Raw genomic sequence first — 24289 nt, forward strand, 5'->3', positions numbered from 1 at the left:
GGTCAGCTTTTCCCGATAAAGATCAGGCATTTTCGGATAAAGCCTATTGTCTTTATGCATTGGGGCGTTAGCCTCAAGGCCGCAACGCGACGTGGGGATACGTTGCTTGGGGTCATTCTGTACGATTTTTCAAGACGAGCTGGTTCTTCGAGCCAATGCGATGATGGTTTCATCCGGAAACTCAGCAAGACGTGGGCACCTATGACCGATGATATTCGCAGCCCCGCTGAACTTCGCGCAATGTTCGGCGCGAACCTTCGGCTATTGGCACAGCGATACCGCTCGATCTCGGCGCTGTGCCGCCAACTTGGCGTAAACCGCACCCAATTCAACAGATATCTTTCGGGTGAAAGCGTACCCAGACCGGATGTTCTGGACCGTATTTGTCGGTTCTTCGATGTGGACGCTCGAATTCTTCTGAAACCCTTGGACGAGATCGAAAGTACCAAGGATCACCCCGCCACCTCGGCCCTGACCAAGTTTCTCGGGTCCGGTTCTGATACGATGAGTCAGTCCGCGTTTTCGCCCGGATTTTACGCTGTAATTGAAAGCCTTTCAGCCGAGCATCGCATGACGCTTCTGCACGCCCGGCCGCTGGCCCAATGCACGTTGATACGCGGATACGTGTCTCGCGCGGCAATGCCCGAAGCAACACCGAAAGCAAGGGAAATACAAGGGATTGCGGCCTCAAGCGGTGACACGATCTATATGCTGACTTCCCAGCGGGAAGGTCAGAACAGCCGGGTCTATCTGATCTCTCCCGACCCCACGGGCACGGCAGTTCAGTGGCGTGGGTCGGTCATCAGTCCAACAAACGCGACAACACCCGAACCCGTTGTACTGAAATACCTTGGGCACGATTCGACGGCCATTTTTGCTGCCGCGCGATTGTCGACCAACAATGTGGCTCAGCACCCGTAACCAACGTCTCAGGTTGGTGTTTCCCCTTTGTCGTTCTGCGTAATCTGCCGGTACAGATGCCAACTGGCATGTCCCAGCAAAGGCAAGACCACCAGCAACCCAAGAAACCAGGGCACCATCGCCAGAAACGTCAGAACCGCAATGAAAACACCCCAGGCCAGCATGACCGGTAGGTTCTCTGAAACGTAAGAAAAACTGGTAATCATTGCCGTTACAAAATCCAGTTCGCGATCCAGCAGCAAAGGGATCGACAGAACGGTGATCATGTACAGAACGGTTGCAAAAACTGCCCCGACTGCTGTTCCCACTGCCAGCATTGTCAGGCCATTCAGCGTCAGAAACACTTCAAGCGATGTCGACACGTTTGTCATCGTCGCCAAACCCATGAACAGCGCAAAGATCATGTGCCCCAGAAAAAACCAGAACAGAAACACGACGACAATGATCGCGCAGATCGAGGGCAATTGTCTGCGGCTTTGCTGCAGTACAACGCCGAAGATCGCGCCCAGATCAAGCGGCTCTCCTTGCTCCAACCGGTGTGATACCTCGTACAGACCAACAGCGGCAAAAGGGCCGATCAGCGGAAACCCGATGGCGGCCAGCACCAGCCAGAAGGTTGTTCCGGTCTGAACGGTCACCCATGCCATGGCCCACCCGGCCAGCACGTAAACCCCGGCAAAGATAAGGCCGAATAGCGGTGCGCGGCGAAAGTCGGCCCAGGCGCGCTTTAAAGCAGTGCGCAGCATGACGGTATCGACCGGTCGCATATCCGGAACACCAAAGGGTTTGTCCATGTTGTCTCCTCCTCCCTGACCGGCGTTATGACATCGCCGGCCTCTTGTTTGGCCAGTTGGTCGCGGCGTGATAGGCCGCCCCGACCGACAGTAATTTCTGGTCCGATCCTCTGGGTCCGAACAGTTGAAATCCCATGGGCAACCCCTGCTCACCAAACCCGGCAGGGGCTGCCAGACACGGCAGCCCGATCAGGCTGACCGGTACCGTGACATGCATCCAACGGTGATAGGTATCCATGGTCCGGCCAGCGATCTGTTTCGGGTACGGCAAATCAATGGCAAACGGCCAGACCTGAGCAGAAGGCAGGACCAATGCGTCAAACTGTTCGAACACGTTCGCCGCACAACGGAACCATTCGGATCGGATGACACTGGCGTGATGCACCTCCATCGCACTCATCGCCAGACCCCGATCCAGTTCCCATTGTGCCGTGTCTTTCAAATGGTCCTTTTGTGAAGCTAATGCTTCCAGCCCCGCAGCCACGCTGAACGACCGCAAGGTGATCCAGCTGCTCCACAGCTGTTCGGCATCGAAAGGCGGGGCAACGGCCTCAACATGGGCGCCAAGCGTTTCGAACACCTTCAACGCGTCGTAGCACAAGTCGAGAATACCGGTTTCAGTCGGAAAAGCCCCACCCCAATCGCCAAGCCAGCCAATGCGAAGCCCCTGCAGATCCTCGGCGGTTACCGGTGACACCGGGGCACTTTCGGCAACCAACGGCAAGCGCGGATCCGGGCCGGAGATAACATCAAGCAGAACACCCAGATCCTCGGGGCTGCGCGCCATGGGGCCCAGCGTGGACACCTGATGCAAAAAGCTGTCGCCCACAGGGTCAGACGGCACCCTGCCCCAGCTTGGACGAAAGCCATAGACGTTGTTCCAGGCCGCCGGGTTGCGCAAGCTGCCCATCATGTCCGACCCATCGGCCAAGGCCACCATACCCGTCGCCAAAGCGACTGCTGCCCCGCCAGACGAGCCGCCGCAGGTATAGTCGGCATCGTACGGATTGCGCGTTGCTCCGTAGACCGGGTTGAAGGTGTGAGAACCCAGCCCAAATTCCGGTGTATTAGTTTTGCCAATCAGGATAGCACCTGCGGCCCGCATCCGGTCGGCAATCAGATCGTCGCTGTCAGGCACGAAGTCCCGGAAAACAGGTGATCCCTGAGACGAGACAACCCCAGCCACATTCACAAGGTTCTTAACCGCAATCGGCAGGCCATGCAGCGGGCCAGTGACAGGGTTGTCGTCGCAGGCCAGCGCCTCGGCCATCAAATCGCCTTCGTCCCGCAGTGCGACGATGGCGTTCACTTCACCATTAACCTTGGCGATACGATCAAGTGTGGCCTGCATCACGTCTGCGGCTGTAACCTGCCGGTTGGCCAACTGTTTCAATAGGTTTGTGGCCGATATCCGGGTCAGGTCCATAGCTCGCAGTTCTACTGTAGTTTCCAGCAGCCTAGCGGGCGGTTCGGATCATTTAAACCCACTGTTTAAATGTATCTTTTCATAAACACCCCTGAAAGCAGGGTCAGCCCGATACCCTGCGAAAATGCAAGTTGCTGTCTGTCCCAAGCCAGTACCGCAGGCAAAGAGCTATTGCCATGCAGCTGAGCACCAGCCAGACCCCACCCCATACCATGGTGGTGCCGCCGAACTCTTCGGCCAGCATGAATGCGTCCGAACGCACACCGGACCGTCGGATTGTGTCGCCGAAGATGTCGAATGGGACATAGATCAAGCTGGTCAGTCCGATCACGCGAAGCACAAGATCGCTCACATCCGGGCGCAGATACCACGCCGTGGCGATCATCGTTGCCCCGGCTCCTAAACAGAAAATGAGAGCAAATGAGTCTCGGATGTACAGCAAGGCCACCAGGCACATGACACCGCCAAAACCGGCCAGAACAGCGCGGTCGGCCTTTGTCCGCAAAGCAAGGATCAAAAGGGCCATACCAAGCACCAACGAACCAAGATACCCTGCGGACAAACTAAGAAACCGGTTGCCGCCCCGGCCTACGACTATTCCGCCTTGTTGTGGTGAGATCGAAAAGCTCTCGACAGAGCCACCGGTCAACAGGATCGTCCCGGCATGAGACAACTCATGCAGAAAGACGACCAGAATCTTCAGCGGCACCACAACGGGTGTATTCCAGAGCAAAAAGACCAGGCTTGTGACCAGGATAAGTTGCCAGTGCCCTTTCAGCAGGTTCAGAAAGGAGCTCTGGCGCGCCACCTTAGCTGTCGCCCTGTGCCTCGGACCGGCTTTTGCCCGCCACGTTCAGCGCCAGGGTCGCCGCCATGAACCCGTCCAGATCGCCATCCAACACACCCTTGGTGTCCGACGTCTCATGATTGGTCCGCAGGTCTTTGACCATTTGATAGGGCTGCAAGACATATGACCGGATCTGGTTGCCCCAGCCCGCATCTCCCTTGGCCTCGTGTGCCGCGTTGATGTCTGCGTTCCGGCGATCCAGTTCCTGTTGATACAGGCGTGATTTCAGCGCCTTCATGGCAATATCGCGGTTCTGGTGCTGTGATTTCTCGGACGATGTCACAACAATCCCGGTCGGGATGTGCGTGATCCGTACCGCCGAGTCTGTGGTGTTCACGTGCTGACCGCCAGCGCCAGAGGAACGATATGTATCGATGCGAATTTCAGAGGGGTTGACCTCGATCTCGATATTGTCGTCTACCACCGGATACACCCAGACAGAGCTGAAGGATGTATGTCTCTTGGCTGCCGAGTCATAGGGCGAAATCCGCACCAGCCGATGCACGCCACTTTCCGACTTCAACCAGCCATAGGCATTATGGCCGGAAATCTTGTATGCGGCGGATTTGATCCCCGCTTCTTCCCCCGCGGTTTCAGACTGAAGCTCGACCGTATACCCCTTTTTCTCGGCCCAACGGATATACATCCGTGCCAGCATCGAAGCCCAGTCACAACTTTCGGTACCACCCGCGCCCGAGTTGATTTCAAGGAAGGTGTCGTTGCTATCGGCCTCGCCATCCAGCAGCGCCTCAAGCTCTTTCTTTGCAGCTTTGCTCTGCAGTGCCTTGATCGCGGCTTCGGCGTCCTGAATGACCTCTTCGTCCTCTTCCATTTCGCCCAGTTCGATCAGCTCGATATTGTCGCTGAGGTCGGTCTTAATGGTTTCATAGGTCTCGATCGCGTCAACCAGCATCTGTCGCTCACGCATCAGTTTTTGCGCGTTTTCGGGGTTGTCCCACAGGTTCGGGTCTTCGACACGCGCATTGAATTCCTCAAGGCGATGCGGTGCGGTTTCATAGTCCATACGCTGCGCCAGCAGCTCCAGCGACTTTTCGATTTCCGCCACGATGTTCTGGGTTTCGGCGCGCATGGTCTTGTCCCAACTTGCTCAATCAGGCCTGCGTGATAGCAAGTGGCGCGAGACACCACAAGACAGGCTGGATGTTGAAGTCACTCTCGTGCTTTCACTCGGAAAGATGTGCGATCGCCCGAATCTCGACCAAGGCACCTTCCCGTCGCAGCCCCGCAACCTCAACCGCGGTCCAGGCCGGATAAGGCGCAGGCAGAACCTCAAGGCGCACTTTGTCAAACAGATCGAAATGATTTCGCATTTCAACATGATAGGTCGTCATCTCGACCACTGCATCCAATCCCAGGCCAGCTTCCTTTAGCACTTCGGCAATCTTGGAAAAGGCGTTTCGGAACTGTTGTTCCGGATCACCCGGCATGGAACCGTCCGCCGTGCTCCCGGTCATGCCGGTGAGAAACACGTGCCTGCCGGAAATGACACCCGGGGAGATGTTGAGTTGCCCGGGCGCACCCAGCAAAGATTGAGGAATCAGAGGCGTCTTACCCAAAAGGATCGCTCCTCGTCAGTAAAGGCCGCCGGTACTCAGATCTCCTTGGGTTGCCTTTGGCCCGACTGTGACCGTTTGACCTGTCGAAGTCTGAACCTGAACGCCTGCGCGCTGTACTTCCTCGAACAAGGGCAAGTCCGATCCGATGGCAAAGCCACCGTCATAGACGCGGTCGATAAACCCATCGACACCGTCGCGGAAGAATTCGGCCACAACATATTCGCCGCTGGCATCATCCGGCAAACGCGCGCCGCTGAATCGGTCGATCTTGATGAAGTGACCACCTTCCGGCACCTCGAAAGGACCACCGCCGTATTTCTCAACGGCTTTTTCCATGAAGCTCTGGAATACGGGGCCACATAGGGTTCCGCCATAGGCCCCCCGCCCCATCGGACGCGGACGGTCATAGCCAATATAGCACCCGGCCACGATGTTGGATGTAAATCCGATGAACCACGCATCTTTGGACTCGTTGGTGGTTCCGGTCTTACCTGCCGTCGGCACAGGCAGGTTCACAACGCGCGATGCAGTTCCGCGATCCACCACACCTTTCATCATCGACGTCAGCTGGTAGGCAGTGATGGCATCCATAACCTGCGCGCGATCCGTAACGAGGGTCGGAGATTCGTCAGGCTCCAGCCACGTGGAGTTACAATCCAGACATTGTCGGTCATCATGACGATAGATGGTCTTGCCGAACCGGTCCTGAATACGGTCAACCAATGTGGGTTCAACCCGCTCGCCACCGTTCGCAAACATCGCATAAGCAGCGACCATCTTGTACAGCGTGGTTTCTTCGGATCCCAGCGAGTTCGCAAGAAACGCTCCCATCCGGTCATAAACCCCAAAGCGTTCAGCATAACCCGCAACCACCGGCATGGTGACTTCTTGTGCCAGACGGATGGTCATCAGGTTCCGAGATTGCTCGATCCCGGTGCGCAGCGGAGTCGGCCCGTAGAACTTGTTCGACGAGTTCTTGGGACGCCACAGGCCCTGCGGCGTGTTCACCTCAATCGGTGCGTCCACAACGATGGTTGCGGGGCTATATCCGCTGTCCAGCGCGGCGGCATAGACGAAAGGCTTGAAGCTGGACCCTGGCTGGCGCTGCGCCTGCGTGGCACGGTTGAATACGGTGTCCTGATACGAGAACCCGCCCTGCATCGCCAGAACACGGCCCGAGTTCACGTCCATCGCCACAAAGCCACCCTGAACCTCGGGCACCTGGCGGGCGGACCATTGACCCTCTTCGCCCTCGACAACAAGGATCACGTCGCCGCGTTTGAAGTTCGCTGCAAAGTCACCCTGCATCCACTGGATATCGGAACGCGGGATGGCGCCATCTGCAGGTCCGTTTTCAATCCCGACAGTGAGTTGTTGATCAGCGACATTCAGAACCACGGCAGGATACCAGCGGGTTGGCAATACCACGTCACGCGGGATTTCCATGATCGACAACGCCTCGCGCCATTGCGCTTCGTCCGACAGTTTTTCTTCCGAAATCACTTCGCCGGTACCACGCCATTTCCCGCGAGACCGGTCATATTTCTGCAGCGCCGTGCGCAAGGCCTTGGCGGCTTCGATCTGCATTTCCTCATCAACCGATGCGCGGACCGTGAAACCGCCCGTGAAGAACTCGCCTTCGCCGAAATCCTCGCTCAGTTGGCGACGGATTTCATCGGTGAAATAGTCGCGCGGCGGCAGTGCCGTGCGGAAGCTCTCGAAATCACCGTTCTGGACCGAACGCAGCGGCATTTCTACCTCGCTCTCAAAGGTCGCCTGATCGATGTAACCGTTCTGGTTCATCTCGCGCAGCACATAGTTGCGGCGGGCCAGGAGGCGATCTTTCTCCCGAACCGGGTGGTAATCCGATGGTGCCTTGGGCATCGCTGCCAGCATCGCCGCCTCATGCGGGGCCAGTTCCTGCAATGTCTTGTTGAAATAGGTCTGCGCGGCGGCTGTCACACCGTAAGAGTTCTGACCCAGAAAGATCTCGTTCATGTACAGTTCGAGGATCTGCTCCTTGTCCAGGGTATCCTCAAGCCGGGTGGCGAGGATGATTTCCTTGATTTTGCGTTCCGCCCGGCGGTCGCCCGACAACAGGAAATTCTTCATCACCTGCTGCGTAATGGTCGACGCACCCCGCACGGTTCCGCCTTTGGTTCGGACCGCTTCGACGCCTGCCGCGATAATGCCGCGTGGGTCATACCCTTGGTGGGTATAGAAATTCTTGTCTTCCGCCGAAATAAACGCCTGTTTCACCAGATCAGGAATTTCCTCGGACGGTGTGAACAGACGGCGTTCTTGCGCGAATTCGTCGATCAATTGGCCTTCGCCCGAATAAATTCGGCTGATCGTCGGGGGCTTGTATTGGGCCAGAGATTCGTGGCTGGGCAGGTCACGACCATACATCCAGAACACCGCACCGATGACCAGTGCGACCATGAAAACACCCAAGGTGACGATACTGAAAATCGCCCCAAAAAACGAAAGAATGAACCGGATCACGTTACTGCCTTTTACTCGCGGTGGTGCCTATATAGTGTCGCACCGCCCAAGGGTCAAAACACCAAGCGTATTCTAGCCGTTTTGCGCCGTAAGGTCACTGACCAATCAGGGAATTGCGGATCACATCCTGCTGACGCCAGTCTTCAAGGCCCTGGTAAATCCCCAACGCCATTTTGGCCCGCCACTCCGAATCCTTCAGATTTTCCCGGTCTCTGGGGCTGGACAGGAATCCAAGCTCGATCAAAACAGACGGAATATCCGCTGCCTTTAGAACCGAGAATGAGGCGGTACGCAGCGGTTTGCGATTCATCGGTCCGCCCTGTTGGGCCATCCCGTTGGCAATCGCGCCCGCCAACAACTTTGTTCGCGGCACCGTTTCCTGACGCGCCAGATCCAGCAGGACATCGGCCACCTGATCGTCTGCGCCATTCAGATCGATACCCGAAATCAAATCCCCTCGATCATGTCGTTCGGCCAGTTTTGAACTGGCCACGTCTGACGCATCAGCAGACAGAGTGTAAACCGCCGCGCCATGTGCCTGCCCCTCGGATAGGGAATCCGCGTGCAGCGAAATAAACAGGTCCGCGCCCGCTCGGTGCGCCAAAGCAATTCTGCGTTCCAGCGAGACGAACTGGTCGTCAACGCGGGTCAGGACCACTTCATAACCACCTGAACGCAATAGAACTTCGCGCAATTCACGCGCAAAGGTCAGCATCAGGGTTTTCTCATCAACCTCATCAATCTCGGCGCCCGGATCGATACCACCGTGCCCGGGATCGAGCATCACGCGCAATGGCCGGTCCGCAGAGCGCGAAGGTACCTGCGGCAGGTCAGCAGGTTCCGGCAAATCCCACCCCGGATTTCGCGGCGCACCTGCGGTTGCGTTAAACGTGTCAAAATCCGTGCCTTTGAGATTGAGGGACAATATCGCTGCCCCCGATTCCTCGGCAACCGATAGCTCGGCAGTGTCTACGGCCATAGGTGCACCCAATTCCAGCACCAGACGCGACCACCCCGGAACATAGGCCCCGAATTGCACGCCACTGACTCGTTCGGATAGCAGGAAATCCTTACGGTTCAGTCCCGTCCAGTCCACTTCGTTAAAGTCCAGAACCATCCGGTAAGGATCCTGCAGAGTGAAGATCCGATACGGCACCCCCTGGCTGAGACCGATATCCACCCGAACGCCCGTGCGCCCAAAATCCGTGATGCGGCTTTGGTCAGGCTGAATGCGTGCCAGCGCGCTGAAATCCTGCGCGACGGCACTGCCAGCAAGCGTCCAGATCAGGGCGATGCAAAAGAAGATCCTGCTCATGGTCTCAAGTTTTCCCGAGATCGTTTGACCGGCAGCCTATACTACGAGGGCCGTTTTGTGAACGGCTCAGACATGCGCACCAAGTGTCCTGCGTTCAGCCATGAAATCCTTCAAGCGCTGCAACCCTTCCTGAATGTCAGCGGTTGCCCGGGCGTAGGAAAAGCGCAATGTCGTATGGCCGCGTTGCGGATCAAAATCCAGACCCGGCGTGACCGCAACACCAGCTTTTTCCAGAATCTCTGCCGCAAATGCGCGGCTGTCATCGGTCAGATCGGACACGTCGGCATAGACATAGAACGCCCCGTCCGGCGGCGCGATGTTCGTGAAGCCTGCTTTGGGCAGCCCTTCCAGCATCACGGCGCGGTTTCGGCGGTACACGTCCAGGTTGGCTTGCAGCTCATCCTCGCACTCCATCGCGGCCAGTGCCGCGACCTGACTGGCGTGGGATGCGCAGATAAACATATTCTGAGAGATCCGCTCGACCACGCGCACCTGATCCTCGGGCACAACCATCCAACCCACGCGCCAGCCGGTCATCGAGAAGTACTTTGAGAACGAGTTGATCACATAGCACTCATCCGTCAGTTCCAGCGCGGTCACGGCCTTGGCCTCATATTCAAGCCCATGATAAATCTCATCGCTGATGAAAGAGGCTCCCTGCCCGTATGCGGCATCGATCAGCGCACTCATGGCGGCGTGGTTCAGCATCGTACCGGTCGGATTAGCGGGTGAAGCAACCATAAGCCCCTTCAGGTCCATCCCCTGAATATCCGCCGCAACGGGCTGCAATCTGTTTTCGGGTGCTGTCGGCAGATCGACCGGCACCAATCCAAGTGCCTTGAGAATCTGGCGATAAGACGGATACCCAGGCGCGCCGATTCCAACACGATCCCCGCTGTCGAACAATGCGGTAAATGCCAGTAGAAATCCGCCGGACGACCCGGGCGTGATGACCACGCGTTCCGGGTTCAGGTCCACATCGTACCAATCCCCGTAGAGTTGCGCGATTCGCTTTCGCAACGCAGGCAACCCCAAAGACACCGTGTAACCCAACGGGTTTCGGTCCATCGCTGTCGCCAGCGCCTCGGTGGCGCCTTTGGGCGCACCGGTTCCGGGCTGGCCGACTTCCATGTGAATCACATGACGACCCATTTCTTCCGCACGGCGCGCGGCCTCCATCACATCCATCACGATGAAGGGATCGACCCCGGACCGGGTTGAGTTTCTCATGCCCATCTCCCATGTTGCAGCCATGGCTTTTGAACGCGTATCCCGGCTGGCGTCAATCCCGGCCCTGATGCTTGCGGTTGCCGTCTGGCTGGCGGCGGCGGCGCAGTCGCATGCTCAAAGCCTGATCCGCGACCCGGACATCGAACGTGGGTTGCGAGAATTGGCGTTTCCCGTGCTACGTGCCGCCGGTCTGAACACCAACCGAGTTCAAATACTGGTGGTCAACGACAACACGTTCAATGCATTCGTCATCGATTACAACGCCATCTATTTGAATTACGGGCTGATTCTGACGGTAGAGAATCCGGAAATGCTACAAGCGGTGATCGCGCACGAAGCCGCGCATATCGCAAATGGTCATCTGGCCCGCCGCGCCGAAAACCTGAAGGCCGCGCAACGCAACGCAAGCCTTGGTACGGCTTTGGCCCTATTGGCAGCTGCGGCAGGTGGAGGTGAAGCTGCCGTTGGCATCGCCGCGGGCACCCAGGGCGCGGCAATCCGCAGTTTTCTGGGCCATACGCGCGCCGAAGAGGCCTCGGCCGACCGAAGCGCCGCAAGCTATCTGCGATGGGCCGAAATTTCACCCAGTGGGATGGTTGAACTGCATCGGAAATTCGCAGGTCAGGAATTGCTGAGTGTCGCCAATCAGGACCCTTATATGCGGTCGCACCCAACCAGCCGCGAACGTTTGCGCGCCGCCGAAGCTTTTCTGGATGAGTTTGGTGACAAGGCCGTTCCGAATGCCAATGCCGATTACTGGTTCGCGCGGGTAAAAGGCAAACTGTCCGCCTTTTTACGCTCTCCCAACTGGACGTTGCGCCGCGCCAAAGAAGAAACCGAGCCGGATATCCGCCTGATGCGCGAAGCGTCGGCCCACCATCAGAACCGTGATTTGGGCCGCGCGCGCACTGCTATCGACGAGGCCCTGACATTGCGTCCAGATGACCCTTATTACTATGAACTAAAAGGGCAAATTCTTTTGGAAAACAGAGAACTGGGCGCAGCTGTTGAAGCGTATGGAAACGCCGTTGAAATGGCGCCGAACGATGCGTTAATCCTTGCCGGTTACGGGCGCGCACTGCTGGCTCAGGGGCAAACCAAACAGGCTCTCAGCGTACTGGAAAAAGCGCGCGCCCGGGATTTCCGGAACGCCAGACTGATGCAGGATCTGGGTGTTGCTTATGCAAGGGTGGGCAACGACGGTATGGCGTCGACCGTGACGGCAGAGCGGTATGCGCTGCAAGGGCGGCTGGAAGATGCCGGAATTCACGCGAAACGCGCGGTGGCGCGACTGCCCGAAGGTTCACCGGGTTGGCAACGGGCGCAAGACGTGCTGATTGCGTCGGAACGACTCAACAAAAACAAAAGGAAACGGAAATGATCCTCAGACATGCTGCACCCGCCCTTCTGGGGCTTTCCATGGCGGCGACTTCAGCGCAGGCGCTGGACCTGAACGCGATGAGCGATGCCGAGAAAGCAGAATTTGGCGCTCAGGTGCGTGAATACCTGCTGGAAAATCCCGAAGTGATCGTCGAAGCGATCAACATTCTGGAACAGCGCAATGCGGTCGCCGAAGCGGCCGCGGACAAAGAGCTGGTCGCCGCCAATGCAGATGAGCTGTTCAACGACGGCTTTAGCTGGGTCGGCGGCAACCCCGATGGTGACATCACATTGGTCGAGTTCATGGACTACCGTTGTGGCTATTGCCGTCGCGCCGTGCCCGAAGTGGCCAGCCTGCTGGCCGAAGACGGCAATATTCGCCTTGTGATCAAGGAATTCCCTATTCTGGGTGATGCGTCTGTCCTGTCCTCACGCTTTGCCGTGGCCACCAAACATGTGGCGGGCGACGATGCCTACAAACAGGTTCATGACGCCTTGCTGGAATTCACCGGCGAGCCAACTGAAATTTCCCTGCGCCGCATTTCCGACGGGCTGGGGCTGGACAGCGACGCAATCATCGCGGCGATGGACAGTGACCAGGTCACGGATGAGATCACCCGCACCCGCGCTCTGGCGCAGCGGATGCAGATATCGGGTACACCTTCGTTTGTTCTGGGCACCGAAATGCTGCGTGGCTTCCTGCCAGCGGATCAGATGCAACAGATTGCGGATGGTGTGCGAGCCGAACAGGGCTGACGAAAATTGGGGCGGCCAAGCCGCCCCTTTCTTAATCTAGTTGTACGGGTACGGCGCGTCGCATTTCATGGACACAACCCAGGTCGGCGAGCCGTTTGTCCTGAAGTCAGTTGCAGGAACGGCTTCTCCTTTTATGTCAGCGGGAATGACATCGCGCCCCTGCCGCTGGCTTTCTGACAGAATGGCTTGTAAATCCTTGGGATCAGAATACTTGCGGATACCCGAGTTCTTCGTGATCGGTCCCGACGGGCAATAGGTCGCGCGTGCGATCTGTTGTGCGAATGAAAATGCAGCGTTCGAATCCCGACCGTCGCGCAAAGACAAAGCGACCCGAGAAGTCAGCTGCGGATCAACTGTTATAACTGGCGTCAGGCTGCCTTTGGGTTTCCCACTGCCACCCGGACCGATCCGAACATCGGCGCGCGTCGTAGTCCCATTCTCGTTAAAGCCTGAGACATGGACAGACAGGTATCCAAGCTGGGTTCCTGGCGTCGGCGGCACCGGAACATGTATGTAGCTCGGTCGTTTGTCATAATCGTTCGAAGGGCCGCTACATGCGGCCAATGCGGTGGCCAACAGCCCCGCGCCAATCACTTTCAGTCTCACTATTCACTGCTCCGGATATTCATGCCTTTGCCGCCACTAATATCGGCAAATCAGGCCACATCATGGCGCGTCGCAATGAGTTGTTGAGGCCTGTCTACTCAGCCGCTTCCGCCGTCGCATCAAGTTCAGCCGCCTTTTTCTCGACCTCTTCCACGATGTGATCGATCATCTGATCGTTTGACATCTTGTGGCTCGCCTTGCCCGCCAAGTAGACCATCCCCGACCCTGCCCCGCCGCCGGTAAAGCCCACATCCGTCATCAGCGCCTCGCCCGGTCCGTTAACCACGCAGCCGATGATCGACAGGCTCATCGGTGTCTTGATGTGTTCCAGACGATGCTCAAGCGCTTCCACCGTTTTAATCACGTCAAATCCCTGCCGCGCGCAGGAAGGGCAAGAGATGATGTTGACGCCCCGGTGGCGCAGGCCAAGAGACTTGAGGATTTCAAACCCGACCTTCACCTCTTCCACCGGATCTGCGGACAGGCTGACGCGGATCGTGTCGCCGATCCCCATCCACAGCAGATTGCCCAGACCGATGGCGGATTTGATAGTGCCAGAAACCAGACCCCCGGCTTCTGTAATGCCCAGATGGATGGGTGCGTCCGTCGCCTCGGCAATGCCTTGGTAAGCTGCGGCAGACAGAAAGACGTCACTGGCTTTTACGCTGATCTTGAATTCGTGAAAGTCGTTGTCCTGCAGGATACGGATGTGCTCCAACCCGCTTTCGACCATCGCCTCAGGGCAAGGCTCACCATATTTCTCAAGCAGGTGCTTTTCCAGACTGCCCGCATTCACGCCAATGCGGATCGAGCAATCATGGTCGCGGGCGGCCTGAATGACCTCTTTCACCCGCCTTTCGTCACCAATATTGCCGGGATTGATGCGCAAACAGGCAGCACCGGCTTCCGCAGCCTCGATGCCGCGACGGTAGTGAAAATGGATATCCGCAACGATGGGCACCGGACTTTCGCGCACGATCTCTTTCAGTGCCTTGGCCGAACCCTCATCAGGGACGGAAACACGCACGATATCGGCGCCTGCCTCGGCGGCGGCCTGAACCTGCGCCACAGTTGCTGCCACGTCAGTGGTCAGCGTGTTGGTCATTGTCTGCACGGCAATTGGCGCATCACCACCAACAGGGACGTTTCCGACCATTATTTGACGGGATTTACGACGATAGATGTCGCGCCAAGGGCGCACATGATTGAGGGACATAAGGACGGATCCGCGTCTGCCTGAGTTGCGACTGTAGATAGTTCGGCAACGGGGTTACCGCAATGGCTAGATCACTCTGCGGGCGCTTCTGTCGCTTCGGTTTGCAGTTCGGCAACCAGCTGTTTGAGCGCGCTGTTCTGTTCCGCCTCAAGATCGGCGACGGCATATGTCTCGAACACCGCGTCTTTCGACAGAACGACTCCTTTGGCGACCGTACCCGGAGCACCCGCCGGGCCATAGTGTTCGCCATTCATCGAGAAATAAACCGACCCCGACGCACCTGCACGCAATGATGGCGGCTCTTCGGTCAGGGGCACTTCAAACACGCTGCCCTGCTCTACCGTGCCCAGCGTGCCTTCGAAAATCACACTGCCATCGGCGGCGGTCACACGCATCCATGCAGGGTTAACGGCGACGATCTTGAGAGTTGTGTCGATCTGCTCAACCACTTGCGGCAACGCCGGCTTTTCAACCGTGTGAACCTCAGCCACTTCGAACTTTGGCAACTCCGGCGGGCGGAAGGTTCCCACGTCGCGTGGATCGAGCGTGGAAATCGGGGCATCCCGTGCAACCAGAACCGGCACATCCAATGCCTGCGGACGATAGAGACGGTCCAGAGCTTCTGCACTTGCCACTTCCGTCACATCATCAGACGTGTTGCTGCGCGCCGCATCCAGCGGGTCCAAATCAGACAAAACCACAGGCGCTTGCTCAACCGGACTGACCTGCACTTGCTGAATTTTGTTCAACACGGCCCATCCGCCGTATCCGATACCGCCAATCACCGCCAGCAAAACCAGCGACGACCCAATGGCACGGGGCTCAATCTGGCTGACCAGAGATTCTTTGCCCGGAATATACGGTGTGTTTGGCGAGATGAACGGGTCCCGTCCCATCGGACCACGTGCGGGAAGAGCACCTGAAGGCTTGCGTACCACCGAGGCTTCGGCAGACATGCCATGCGCGACCTCAAATCCACTTTCCTCGCAGAAAGACGCAAAGGTCTCATCCGGGTTCATACCCAGATAGCGCGCGTAAGAACGCACATACCCGGCGATAAAGCCGGGTGTGTCAAATGCATCGGGATCGGCGTTTTCGATTGCAGCTATGTAGTTGGCTTTGATCCGCAGTTCGCGCTGAACGTCCAGAAGGGATTTGCCCATTGTCGCGCGTTCACCGCGCATCTTATCACCCAGACGAACTTCGTAGTCGTCAAACCCTTTTGGTCTGACATCCACGTCCTCTTCGGAATTGCGCTGTGATCTGCGCCCAATCATCCCTGCTGCCCCATTCTGCCTGTCGCGTATTTCGCGTAAGTGGCGAATCATCCCCAGAATGATTCGTCTACTTATTTTGTTAGCCTAAGCTTAACACGCGGCAAACTCGTTGCACACTTTGGCATGAGGTTATCCGGCAAGTTCGGCGCGATTTAGCGCACAATGTGACCAAAGTTCGTCCATCGCCTGCACCAGACGGTTCATTTCGTCCGGTCCATGCACCGGAGACGGGGTAAACCGCAAGCGCTCGGTCCCGCGCGGGACAGTCGGGAAATTGATGGGTTGCACATAAATGCCGTAATCTTCCAACAGCATGTCACTCAGCTTTTTGGTATGCACCGGGTTTCCTACGATCACAGGCACGATGTGGCTTCCGTGATCGATAAGAGGCAGACCCATCCCCTTCAGCCGCAGCTTGAGGATCTTCGCCTGTGTCTGATGCTGGTCGCGCAGCTCAGAAGCGGTTTTCAGGTAAGCAACGGACGCAGCGGCTCCTGCAGCGACAGCAGGTGGCAACGACGTCGTAAAGATAAAACCCGGCGCGTAAGAGCGCACGGCATCACACATCTTGGCACTCGCCGCGATATAGCCGCCCATCACACCATAGGCTTTGGCCAATGTGCCGTTGATGATGTCGATCCGATGCGCCAGGCGGTCCCTCTCGGTCACACCGCCACCGCGCGGGCCATACATACCCACAGCGTGCACTTCATCGATATAGGTCAGCGCGCCAAACTCGTCAGCCAGATCGCAGATCTCTTCAATCGGGCCAAAATCGCCATCCATCGAGTAGACCGACTCGAACGCGATCAGCTTGGGTGCGGCGGGATCGTCGGCCTCAAGCAATTCGCGCAGGTGCGCCACATCATTGTGACGGAAGATGCGCTTTGCACCCCCGTTTCTGCGCACGCCTTCGATCATCGAGGCATGGTTCAGCGCATCGGAATAAATGATCAGGCCCGGGAACAGCTTGGGCAGCGTGCTGAGCGTGGCGTCGTTGGCAATATAGGCGCTGGTGAACAACAGAGCAGCTTCCTTGCCGTGCAGATCAGCCAGTTCGGCCTCGAGCTTTTTGTGATAAACCGTGGTGCCTGAAATATTGCGGGTGCCGCCCGAGCCCGCCCCGGCCGCATCGACAGCCTCGTGCATTGCGTTCAGGACGACAGGATGCTGGCCCATGCCCAGATAGTCATTGCCGCACCACACGGTGATGTTCTGCTGCGACCCGTCCGGACGCGTGCGCACCGCGTGGGGGAAATGTCCGTTGCGACGTTCGATATCGATAAAAGTCCGGTAACGTCCTTCGTCATGCAGCCTGGCAATCGCTGAATCGAGCTGAGCAGTATAGTCCAACGGACCCTCCTTGAATGCCCGTTTCCGGTTTCCCTCGGGCAATTAGTCTGCCACATCTCACAGTCTAACCTGTTTCAGCAGCTTTGTGTTCCTTTATTCAGCTGGTTACAGCCGAACAGGTGAACCCAACTTTGATTTGCATCAAATATAAGTTTGCATCTGCTACGGCAAGTATAGTTCCGCCCTTCCGACGCGTGGAAACGACGCAGGCATTACAACTCATTCAAAGCTTTGACGAAGGAACAATTTTCCCGTCAACCACTCTGGACGGCGCTGACAACACTGCTAGGGTTCGCTCAAACTCAGACAAGCAGGAGATCCCCATGTCGCTAGACACTGTGCTGAACCGGATTGACGAAGATCTGCAAACCTCGATCGACCGCTTGATGGAGCTGCTGCGCATCCCCTCGATCTCGACCGATCCGGCCTTCAAGGCCGACGTCAGCCGTGCAGCAGATTGGCTGGTTGCCGATCTCAACAGCATCGGGATTGCAGCAGAAAAACGAGAAACTCCTGGCCATCCGATGGTCGTAGGCCATGTGGGCGAAGACACGGATGCCCCGCACATTCTGTTTTACGGACACTATGATGTGCAGCCTGTTGATCCGCTGAATCTGTGGACACGCGACCCGTTCGATCCCGCCATCGAAGACACCGAGCACGGCCCAGTTATTCGCGGGCGGGGTTCGTCGGATGACAAAGGTCAGTTAATGACCTTTGTCGAAGCCTGCCGCGCGTGGAAATCGGTGCACGGAACCCTGCCCTGCCGCATCACTTTCTTCTTCGAAGGTGAAGAAGAGTCCGGCTCACCCTCACTGGTTCCCTTCCTCGAAGAAAACGCGGCCGAACTCAAAGCGGATCTGGCGCTGGTTTGCGATACATCCATGGTATCGCGCGGTGTTCCATCGATTGCCGCGCAGCTGCGGGGTATGCTGAAAGACGAATTCACCATTGTCGGCCCCCGTATCGATTTGCATTCCGGTCATTATGGCGGCCCGGGTCTGAACCCCCTGCGCGAATTGTCGAAAATCGTTGCCTCTTTCTATGATGAGGAGGCCGGGCGTGTCGCGGTCGAAGGGTTCTATGAGGGCGTTCACGAAGTGCCCGAAGACCAGCTGCGCCAGTGGCAAAACTGCGGTTTCGACGAAGCGGACTACCTGAACTCGGTCGGCTACTCCCAACCGCACGGCGAAAAGGCCTATTCGACACTCGAACAACAATGGGCGCGCCCGACACTTGAGGTGAACGGTCTGTGGGGCGGTTATAACGGGGCTGGTTCGAAAACCGTAATCCCATCGGAAGCACACTGCAAAATCACGTGCCGATTGGTCGGCAATATGGACCCTGACGCATTGCGCACCAAAATCCGCAAACATGTCGAAGATCGCCTGTCTCCGGACGCGAAGGTGGTCTGGGACAACGATCTGGAGGGTTCGCCCGCATCGGTCATGAACATCAACCGTCCGGAGTTCGAGGCCGCGCGCAGAGCATTGTCGGACGAATGGGATCGCGAAGCGGTGTTTACGGGCATGGGAGGCTCGATCCCAGTTGTCGGTTACTTCAACACTGTTCTGGGGCTTGATTCGATGCTGGTCGGTTACGCCAATGAAGATGACGCCATCCATTCCCCGAACGAGAAATATGACGTCAAAAGCTTCCATAAGGGCATCCGCTCGTGGGCCCGCATTCTGGATGCTTTGAATAAATAGGGAGTCTTCAGCGAGGCTCTGCCTCGCGCTCCGGGATATTTGCAGCCAGATGAATAAAGGATCCCTACTTCATCTGGCCCAAAATATCCCGGGGGAGGCGCGCGTAGCGCGGCGGGGGCAGAGCCCCTGCCCGGTTGCAACTCGCGTACAATCTTACATGTGGATCACACGACCATAGGCATCCAAGACGCTCTCGTGCATCATTTCTGACAGCGTTGGGTGCGGGAAGACTGTATTCATCAGGTCTTCTTCGGTTGTCTCCAACTGTCGCCCAACCACATAGCCCTGGATCAGTTCGGTGACTTCAGCGCCGATCATATGCGCGCCGAGTAGCTCACCTGTCTTGGCATCGAACACTGTTTTGATCAGACCTTCCGGCTCGCCCAGAGCAATGGCCTTGCCGTTGCCGATGAACGGAAAACGGCCAACTTTGATGTCATAGCCCAGCTCTTTGGCTTTTGCTTCGGAATATCCCACCGAGGCCACCTGAGGCTGACAATAGGTGCATCCTGCGATGCTTTCAGGCTTGACCGGGTGGGCATGTTGTCCTGCGATCAGATCAGCGACCATGACACCTTCGTGGCTGGCCTTGTGTGCCAGCCAGGGTGCACCAGCGATGTCGCCGATCGCGTAAAGACCCTCGACACCGGTACGGCAATATTCATCTGTCACCACATGCGTGCGGTCGATCTTGACGCCCAAAGCTTCCAGGCCGAGGTTTTCGACATTGCCAACGATACCTACCGCCGAGATCACGGTGTCGAACTCGTGCTTTTCAACCTTGCCCTTAACCTCGATATGAGCGGTCACCTTGCCCTTGCCACGATCCAGTTGCTTGACCATGGCCTTTTCCATGATGGTCATGCCCTGCTTTGTGAAAGCTTTCTTGGCCAGGGCGCTGATTTCTGCATCTTCCACCGGCAGCACACGATCCATCACCTCGACCACGGTCGTGTCGGCCCCCAACGTGTTGTAGAAGCTGGCGAATTCGATGCCGATTGCGCCCGAGCCGATGACCAGTAGCTTCTTGGGCATCCGAGGCGGTTGCAAGGCGTGCTTGTAAGTCCAGACCAGATCGCCGTCGGCCTCAAGCCCGGGCAATTCGCGCGCCCGCGCACCGGTTGCGAGAATGATGTTCTTTGCCGTCAGTTCTTCGGCGCCCTTCTCGGTCTTGACGGTGACCTTGCCTTTGGCGGGAATTGTCGCCTCGCCCATCACCACGGCGACCTTGTTTTTCTTAAGCAGATGACCAATGCCGCCAGACAGTTGCCCGGCTACACCACGGGATCTTTTGACGACCGCGTCCAGATCGTAACCGATCTTGTCGGCTTTCAGACCAAAATCCTTGGCGCGTTCCATCAGGTGGAACACTTCGGAGGACCGCAGCAGTGCCTTTGTGGGAATGCATCCCCAGTTCAGGCAGATGCCGCCAAGGTGCTCGCGCTCGACCACGACGGTCTTCAGGCCAAGCTGGGCGGCACGGATGGCAGCGACATAGCCCCCGGGGCCAGCCCCTATTACGATCAGATCATAGGATTGTGCAGCCATGTGTTCCTCTCGGCGCAGGTGGTGAAAATTTAGTTTACCATTAAACTATTTTCAGAAACGCATCAATATACAGTTCCCGCGACAAATGAGACGCGAGGTAAACCATACCTGGATTTGCGGATTTCAGCCTATACCCCGGCCCACGCTATGGCTAGAACAGAAACGCCGGCGCCGCTCGGACATTTGCGAACACATTGAATTCAAGGGGATTACCATGGCCAAAACACTGAAAGACCTGCTGCTCGCTCTGCTCAACGCGACACTGATACTTGTCGCACTTTGCCTATTTCTGGGATGGAAGCTGGCATCGAAGGTCGAAAGCGTCACGGAGAAATTTTCGGAAACCGTGCAGGTTATTGCCCCAATCCGGGATGAGGCGCAGGGTATTCGAGGGGAGCTTGCCGCATTGCGAAGCGAATTGACCTCGTTGACGCAGGAGAACCAAATCACCGACGCCCAAACCGCACAAAGCATCAGGGCGACATTGAGCCGCCTGAACGCCGTTGAACAAAGGCTGCAGACCGCGCAAGAGCGTTTCACGGAACTGGCAGACACTCCTGAGGCACTGATTGCTCAGACCATCCAGACTGGTGCTGACATCGCATCTGAACGGATATTGGGGATCAAAGGATGCGAGCCAGGGTCCTAAAAGACCCCCGCACTATCGACTAATGGCGCAGTTCCAATCTTTATCTGCGATCTCAAGCCGTCGCTTGAAGCTCACGCACGGTGCTACCGTAACCGCCCATGTCGACGTAAGCCTCTTCATGAGGGGTCGAATTGCGCGACAGTGCTTCGTTCCGATAGGGGAACCGACCGAACTTGCGGATCACTTCACGATGCGCCCGGGCGTGCAGCAGATTGCTCGTATCGCCATTCATGTTCTCGCAGATCAGACGCACGCAGCGTTCCTGATCGCACAGATTTTCCGAATGCATCAACGGCAAGTAAAAGAACTGCCGGGCTGGTTCGTCGATCTTCTTGTCCCAGCCCTTGTCGACCGCGCATTTTGCGGCCGCCAATGCCGCTCGGTCAGTCGCGAAAGCACGCGCCTGCCCCCGGAACATGTTGCGTGGAAACTGGTCCGTCAAAATAATGTAAGCCAGTGACCCGCTGGGATAGGTCAGCCAGAGCGAAAACTTGCCCTCGGCCGCTGCCTCCCACGTTGACTGAAAACGTGCGCGGATTTCTGAATCCAGCGCTTCATCCTCAATGTACCAGCCCTTTGGACCCACCTCATCTAACCAAAAACTCAATACTTCTTCAGGCGTTACCATTGCCTTAAACTCCGTCTTGTGCCCGCACTTGGGACGTAACGTCATTTAAGGCCGTTTTACAGAACTGTTACAGTAACATATTGCAACACTTGCGACATAATCCTGTGTCCTAGGCATCTTCCTGCTCAGCCTGCTCGGCCTCGGCGGCTTCGATGGCAACTTCCTGTGCCACTTCAAGCGCAACTGGCGAGGATGTTGGATACAGCGTCGACATTGTGCCGGTTTCGTCCACAGGGATCGAAGCACGCTGCGTCGTCCGATACAGAGCGTAGAGCGCCATTGCGAGTAACAGTGCCGCAATAAAGAGAAAAAAGCCCGCGGGACCGAATACGGCATCGCCCATCAACCAGCCTGTGATCAGCGGTCCGGCAATCGCGCCCAGACCGTTGATGAAAACCAGTCCACCGGATGCGGCCGCCATGTCCTCGTGATCCAGAAAGTCATTCGCGTGCGCGATCAGCAATGAGTATAGCGGGTTGGACATACCCCCGATCAGAAAAGCCGAGGCAAGCAGAATTGGAAACGATCCGCCCATCATCATCGCGATCGTTGCGCCCCCGGCACCGGCGAGTGCCACAAGAAGGATCAGAAAGCGTCGATCCATGCGATCGGAGAACCAGCCCAAAGGGTATTGCAGAACAACAGCTCCGATATAAAACGCCGCAACGAAGGTCGAAATTTCAACAAGCGACAGTCCAGCCCGCGCGCCGTAAACCGCCGCCATACCGAACTGTGCCGAAAACACGCCGCCCAACAGGAACATGCCGACACAGCCCAGAGGCGAGGTTTCCAGCAATTTCTTCAGCGTCATCGGCTTGGTGGTATCAAATGCGGGAGTTGGCGAGATCGACAGCAAAATGGGCGCGAAGGAAACCGAAACCAGAATCGAGGCTATCACAAAAGTTTCGTAACCAGCGGGGTCTCCGACCAGAACAAGCGCCTGGGCACTGATGATGCCCGTCATTTGGACTATCATGTAAAGCGATAGCGCCTGCCCCCGGTTTTCATTGCTTGCCGCGTTATTCAGCCAGCTTTCGGCAGTGACATAGACGCCCGAGAAACAGAACCCAATCACTACCCGGCCCAGGGCCCACGCGATCGGGTCTGTCAGCATGGGATACATGATCATTACGGCTGAAATGAACGACGCAAGTGCCGCAAAGACCCGCACATGACCGACGCGTCGGATCATCTCGGGCGCAAGGCGTGAGCCGCCCAGAAAGCCCAGGAAATAGGCCGACATCACAAACGACATCTCAAGAGTCGAAAAGCCCTCGATTTCACCCCGAACCCCCAGGATCGTGCCCTGAAGGCCGTTTCCGACCATCAACAACCCCATGCCGAGCAACAACGCCCACGCGCTGGATAGGACCTGAATCATTGGGGCCTCCGACTAATGCCAACCTGATTTGAGTGCCGTTCTGCGATCAAAGACCGCTACCGTCGCGCTTGTCTACGACATTCCCGATCCGCGATGCCGTATACGCGCCCCTCAGGGGGCCAAAAGCGACGCGTCACCATACGAAAAGAACCGGTATTTCTGTGCGATGGCATGTTTGTACACATCGCGCATCCGGTCCTGCCCCATCAGTGCCGAAACCAGCATAAGCAAGGTAGATTTCGGCAGGTGGAAATTGGTCATCAGTGCGTCAGTGACGTGGAATTCAAAGCCGGGATAGATGAAGATATCCGTGTCGCCTTCCCACGGCTCGATCTTTCCGGACCTTGCCGCGCTTTCGATCAGGCGCAAAGCCGTGGTTCCCACCGGAATCACACGCCCACCAGCCGCCTTGGTTGCCTGTATTTGGGCGGCAGCCTCGGCGCTGACCTGCCCCCATTCGGCGTGCATCTTATGGGTTGTGACATCCTCTACCTTGACCGGCAGAAAAGTTCCCGCCCCCACGTGCAGCGTCACATGCGTGAAACTCACGCCGCGCTTAGCCAACGCCTGCATTAGCGTATCATCGAAATGCAGAGACGCCGTCGGGGCGGCCACGGCACCGGAATGGTTGGCCCAGATGGTCTGATAGTCAGTTTTGTCCTGTTCATCCGCCGGGCGTTTGGCAGCGATGTAAGGCGGCAGAGGCATTGCTCCGGCCTGATCTAACGCTGCGTCGAAATCCTCACCGCTGAGATTGAAGCGCAGATACGCCTGACCGTCCTCGACCCGATCCAGCGTGGCGCTGAGGTCGGCTGAAAAGACGATCTCTTCCCCAAGCTTCACTTTCTTGAGTGGTTTGATCAATGCAGACCAGGTGCCATCGGCCTGCGGGTCCAGCAAGGTGGCTTCGATCCCGGCGGATACGGGCCCCTGCGCGCTGTCGCGATGGCGGCGACCGTTCAGTCGCGCCGGGATGACCCGGGTGTCATTCAACACCAGTCGGTCGCCCGGCTGCAGAAAATCAGGCAAATCGAACACATGGCTGTCGGTCGTCGCATTACCTTGCGCTACCAACAGGCGTGCAGAAGAACGCGGGCTGGCGGGCCGCGTTGCTATCAGGTCTTCGGGCAGGTGGAAATCAAAGTCGCTGAGTTTCATAACCGCGCCTTAC

General features: G+C 57.2%; 21 protein-coding genes. 5 read left to right on the forward strand and 16 right to left on the reverse strand.

Annotated elements, in window-relative coordinates; all coding sequences use genetic code 11:
• The first annotated feature begins 201 nt into the window (after positions 1 to 201).
• The gene (locus tag ACR0K5_RS08425; RefSeq protein WP_480629241.1) at positions 202 to 921 is read left to right on the forward strand and encodes a helix-turn-helix domain-containing protein; all 720 of its coding nucleotides are present in this window, start codon (positions 202 to 204) and stop codon (positions 919 to 921) included.
• Positions 922 to 929: 8 nt separating this feature from the next.
• Here ACR0K5_RS08425 and ACR0K5_RS08430 read toward each other — a convergent pair whose 3' ends face one another.
• From ACR0K5_RS08430 to ACR0K5_RS08465, 8 genes are all read right to left on the reverse strand, one after another.
• The gene (locus ACR0K5_RS08430; RefSeq protein WP_480629242.1) at positions 930 to 1715 is read right to left on the reverse strand and encodes a DUF2189 domain-containing protein; all 786 of its coding nucleotides are present in this window, start codon (positions 1713 to 1715) and stop codon (positions 930 to 932) included.
• A 25-nt stretch (positions 1716 to 1740) separates the two neighbouring features.
• Positions 1741 to 3141 carry an amidase gene (locus ACR0K5_RS08435; protein WP_480629243.1) on the reverse strand — a complete coding sequence of 467 codons (1401 nt, stop codon included), beginning with the start codon at positions 3139 to 3141 and terminating at the stop codon, positions 1741 to 1743.
• Between the two features lie 103 nt (positions 3142 to 3244).
• Positions 3245 to 3949: a M50 family metallopeptidase gene (locus tag ACR0K5_RS08440; RefSeq protein ID WP_480629244.1), complete on the reverse strand. Its 705-nt coding sequence runs from the start codon at positions 3947 to 3949 to the stop codon at positions 3245 to 3247.
• 1 nt (position 3950) lies between these two features.
• Complete coding sequence (prfB, locus tag ACR0K5_RS08445; protein WP_480629245.1) at positions 3951 to 5078, reverse strand: peptide chain release factor 2; 1128 nt, start codon at positions 5076 to 5078, stop codon at positions 3951 to 3953.
• Between the two features lie 94 nt (positions 5079 to 5172).
• Positions 5173 to 5565 (reverse strand): RidA family protein, encoded by a 393-nt coding sequence (locus tag ACR0K5_RS08450; protein WP_480629246.1) that lies wholly within the window; start codon positions 5563 to 5565, stop codon positions 5173 to 5175.
• A 15-nt stretch (positions 5566 to 5580) separates the two neighbouring features.
• Positions 5581 to 8070 carry a penicillin-binding protein 1A gene (locus ACR0K5_RS08455; protein WP_480629247.1) on the reverse strand — a complete coding sequence of 830 codons (2490 nt, stop codon included), beginning with the start codon at positions 8068 to 8070 and terminating at the stop codon, positions 5581 to 5583.
• Between the two features lie 94 nt (positions 8071 to 8164).
• A complete protein-coding gene (locus ACR0K5_RS08460) occupies positions 8165 to 9385 on the reverse strand; it encodes an N-acetylmuramoyl-L-alanine amidase (protein WP_480629248.1) in 1221 nt (406 codons plus the stop codon).
• A 66-nt stretch (positions 9386 to 9451) separates the two neighbouring features.
• A complete protein-coding gene (locus tag ACR0K5_RS08465) occupies positions 9452 to 10615 on the reverse strand; it encodes a pyridoxal phosphate-dependent aminotransferase (RefSeq protein ID WP_480629249.1) in 1164 nt (387 codons plus the stop codon).
• Between ACR0K5_RS08465 and ACR0K5_RS08470 the strand changes: the two genes are divergently transcribed.
• On the forward strand, positions 10614 to 11996 hold the full coding sequence (locus ACR0K5_RS08470) for a M48 family metalloprotease (RefSeq protein ID WP_480629250.1): 1383 nt from the start codon (positions 10614 to 10616) through the stop codon (positions 11994 to 11996). The two genes, ACR0K5_RS08465 and ACR0K5_RS08470, sit on opposite strands and share 2 nt — an antisense overlap.
• Positions 11993 to 12751, forward strand: a complete 759-nt coding sequence (locus tag ACR0K5_RS08475) for a DsbA family protein (protein WP_480629251.1) — start codon at positions 11993 to 11995, stop codon at positions 12749 to 12751. Before ACR0K5_RS08470 ends, ACR0K5_RS08475 begins: the two co-directional genes overlap by 4 nt.
• 36 nt (positions 12752 to 12787) lie before the next feature.
• Here the strand turns inward: ACR0K5_RS08475 and ACR0K5_RS08480 are convergent, their stop codons facing one another.
• The 4 genes from ACR0K5_RS08480 to hemA form a co-directional block, all read right to left on the reverse strand.
• The gene (locus ACR0K5_RS08480; RefSeq protein ID WP_480629252.1) at positions 12788 to 13357 is read right to left on the reverse strand and encodes a hypothetical protein; all 570 of its coding nucleotides are present in this window, start codon (positions 13355 to 13357) and stop codon (positions 12788 to 12790) included.
• Positions 13358 to 13451: 94 nt separating this feature from the next.
• Positions 13452 to 14573, reverse strand: a complete 1122-nt coding sequence (ispG, locus tag ACR0K5_RS08485) for a flavodoxin-dependent (E)-4-hydroxy-3-methylbut-2-enyl-diphosphate synthase (protein ID WP_480629253.1) — start codon at positions 14571 to 14573, stop codon at positions 13452 to 13454.
• A 71-nt stretch (positions 14574 to 14644) separates the two neighbouring features.
• The gene (locus ACR0K5_RS08490; RefSeq protein WP_480629372.1) at positions 14645 to 15850 is read right to left on the reverse strand and encodes a helix-turn-helix domain-containing protein; all 1206 of its coding nucleotides are present in this window, start codon (positions 15848 to 15850) and stop codon (positions 14645 to 14647) included.
• A 129-nt stretch (positions 15851 to 15979) separates the two neighbouring features.
• Positions 15980 to 17203 (reverse strand): 5-aminolevulinate synthase, encoded by a 1224-nt coding sequence (hemA, locus tag ACR0K5_RS08495; RefSeq protein ID WP_480629254.1) that lies wholly within the window; start codon positions 17201 to 17203, stop codon positions 15980 to 15982.
• Between the two features lie 323 nt (positions 17204 to 17526).
• Between hemA and ACR0K5_RS08500 the strand changes: the two genes are divergently transcribed.
• A complete protein-coding gene (locus ACR0K5_RS08500) occupies positions 17527 to 18912 on the forward strand; it encodes a M20/M25/M40 family metallo-hydrolase (RefSeq protein WP_480629255.1) in 1386 nt (461 codons plus the stop codon).
• Positions 18913 to 19065: 153 nt separating this feature from the next.
• Here ACR0K5_RS08500 and lpdA read toward each other — a convergent pair whose 3' ends face one another.
• Positions 19066 to 20460, reverse strand: a complete 1395-nt coding sequence (gene lpdA, locus ACR0K5_RS08505; RefSeq protein ID WP_480629256.1) for a dihydrolipoyl dehydrogenase — start codon at positions 20458 to 20460, stop codon at positions 19066 to 19068.
• 214 nt (positions 20461 to 20674) lie between these two features.
• On the opposite strand from lpdA, the gene ACR0K5_RS08510 reads away from it, so the two are divergent.
• Positions 20675 to 21109: a hypothetical protein gene (locus ACR0K5_RS08510; protein WP_480629257.1), complete on the forward strand. Its 435-nt coding sequence runs from the start codon at positions 20675 to 20677 to the stop codon at positions 21107 to 21109.
• A gap of 52 nt (positions 21110 to 21161) precedes the next feature.
• Here the strand turns inward: ACR0K5_RS08510 and ACR0K5_RS08515 are convergent, their stop codons facing one another.
• From ACR0K5_RS08515 to queA, 3 genes are all read right to left on the reverse strand, one after another.
• Positions 21162 to 21737, reverse strand: coding sequence for a DUF924 family protein (locus ACR0K5_RS08515; protein WP_480629258.1), 576 nt, complete (start codon positions 21735 to 21737; stop codon positions 21162 to 21164).
• A gap of 109 nt (positions 21738 to 21846) precedes the next feature.
• A complete protein-coding gene (locus ACR0K5_RS08520; protein WP_480629259.1) occupies positions 21847 to 23118 on the reverse strand; it encodes an MFS transporter in 1272 nt (423 codons plus the stop codon).
• Positions 23119 to 23229: 111 nt separating this feature from the next.
• Positions 23230 to 24276, reverse strand: a complete 1047-nt coding sequence (gene queA, locus ACR0K5_RS08525) for a tRNA preQ1(34) S-adenosylmethionine ribosyltransferase-isomerase QueA (RefSeq protein WP_480629260.1) — start codon at positions 24274 to 24276, stop codon at positions 23230 to 23232.
• Positions 24277 to 24289: the final 13 nt, after the last annotated feature.

This window comes from Ruegeria sp. AB9, assembly GCF_056542585.1.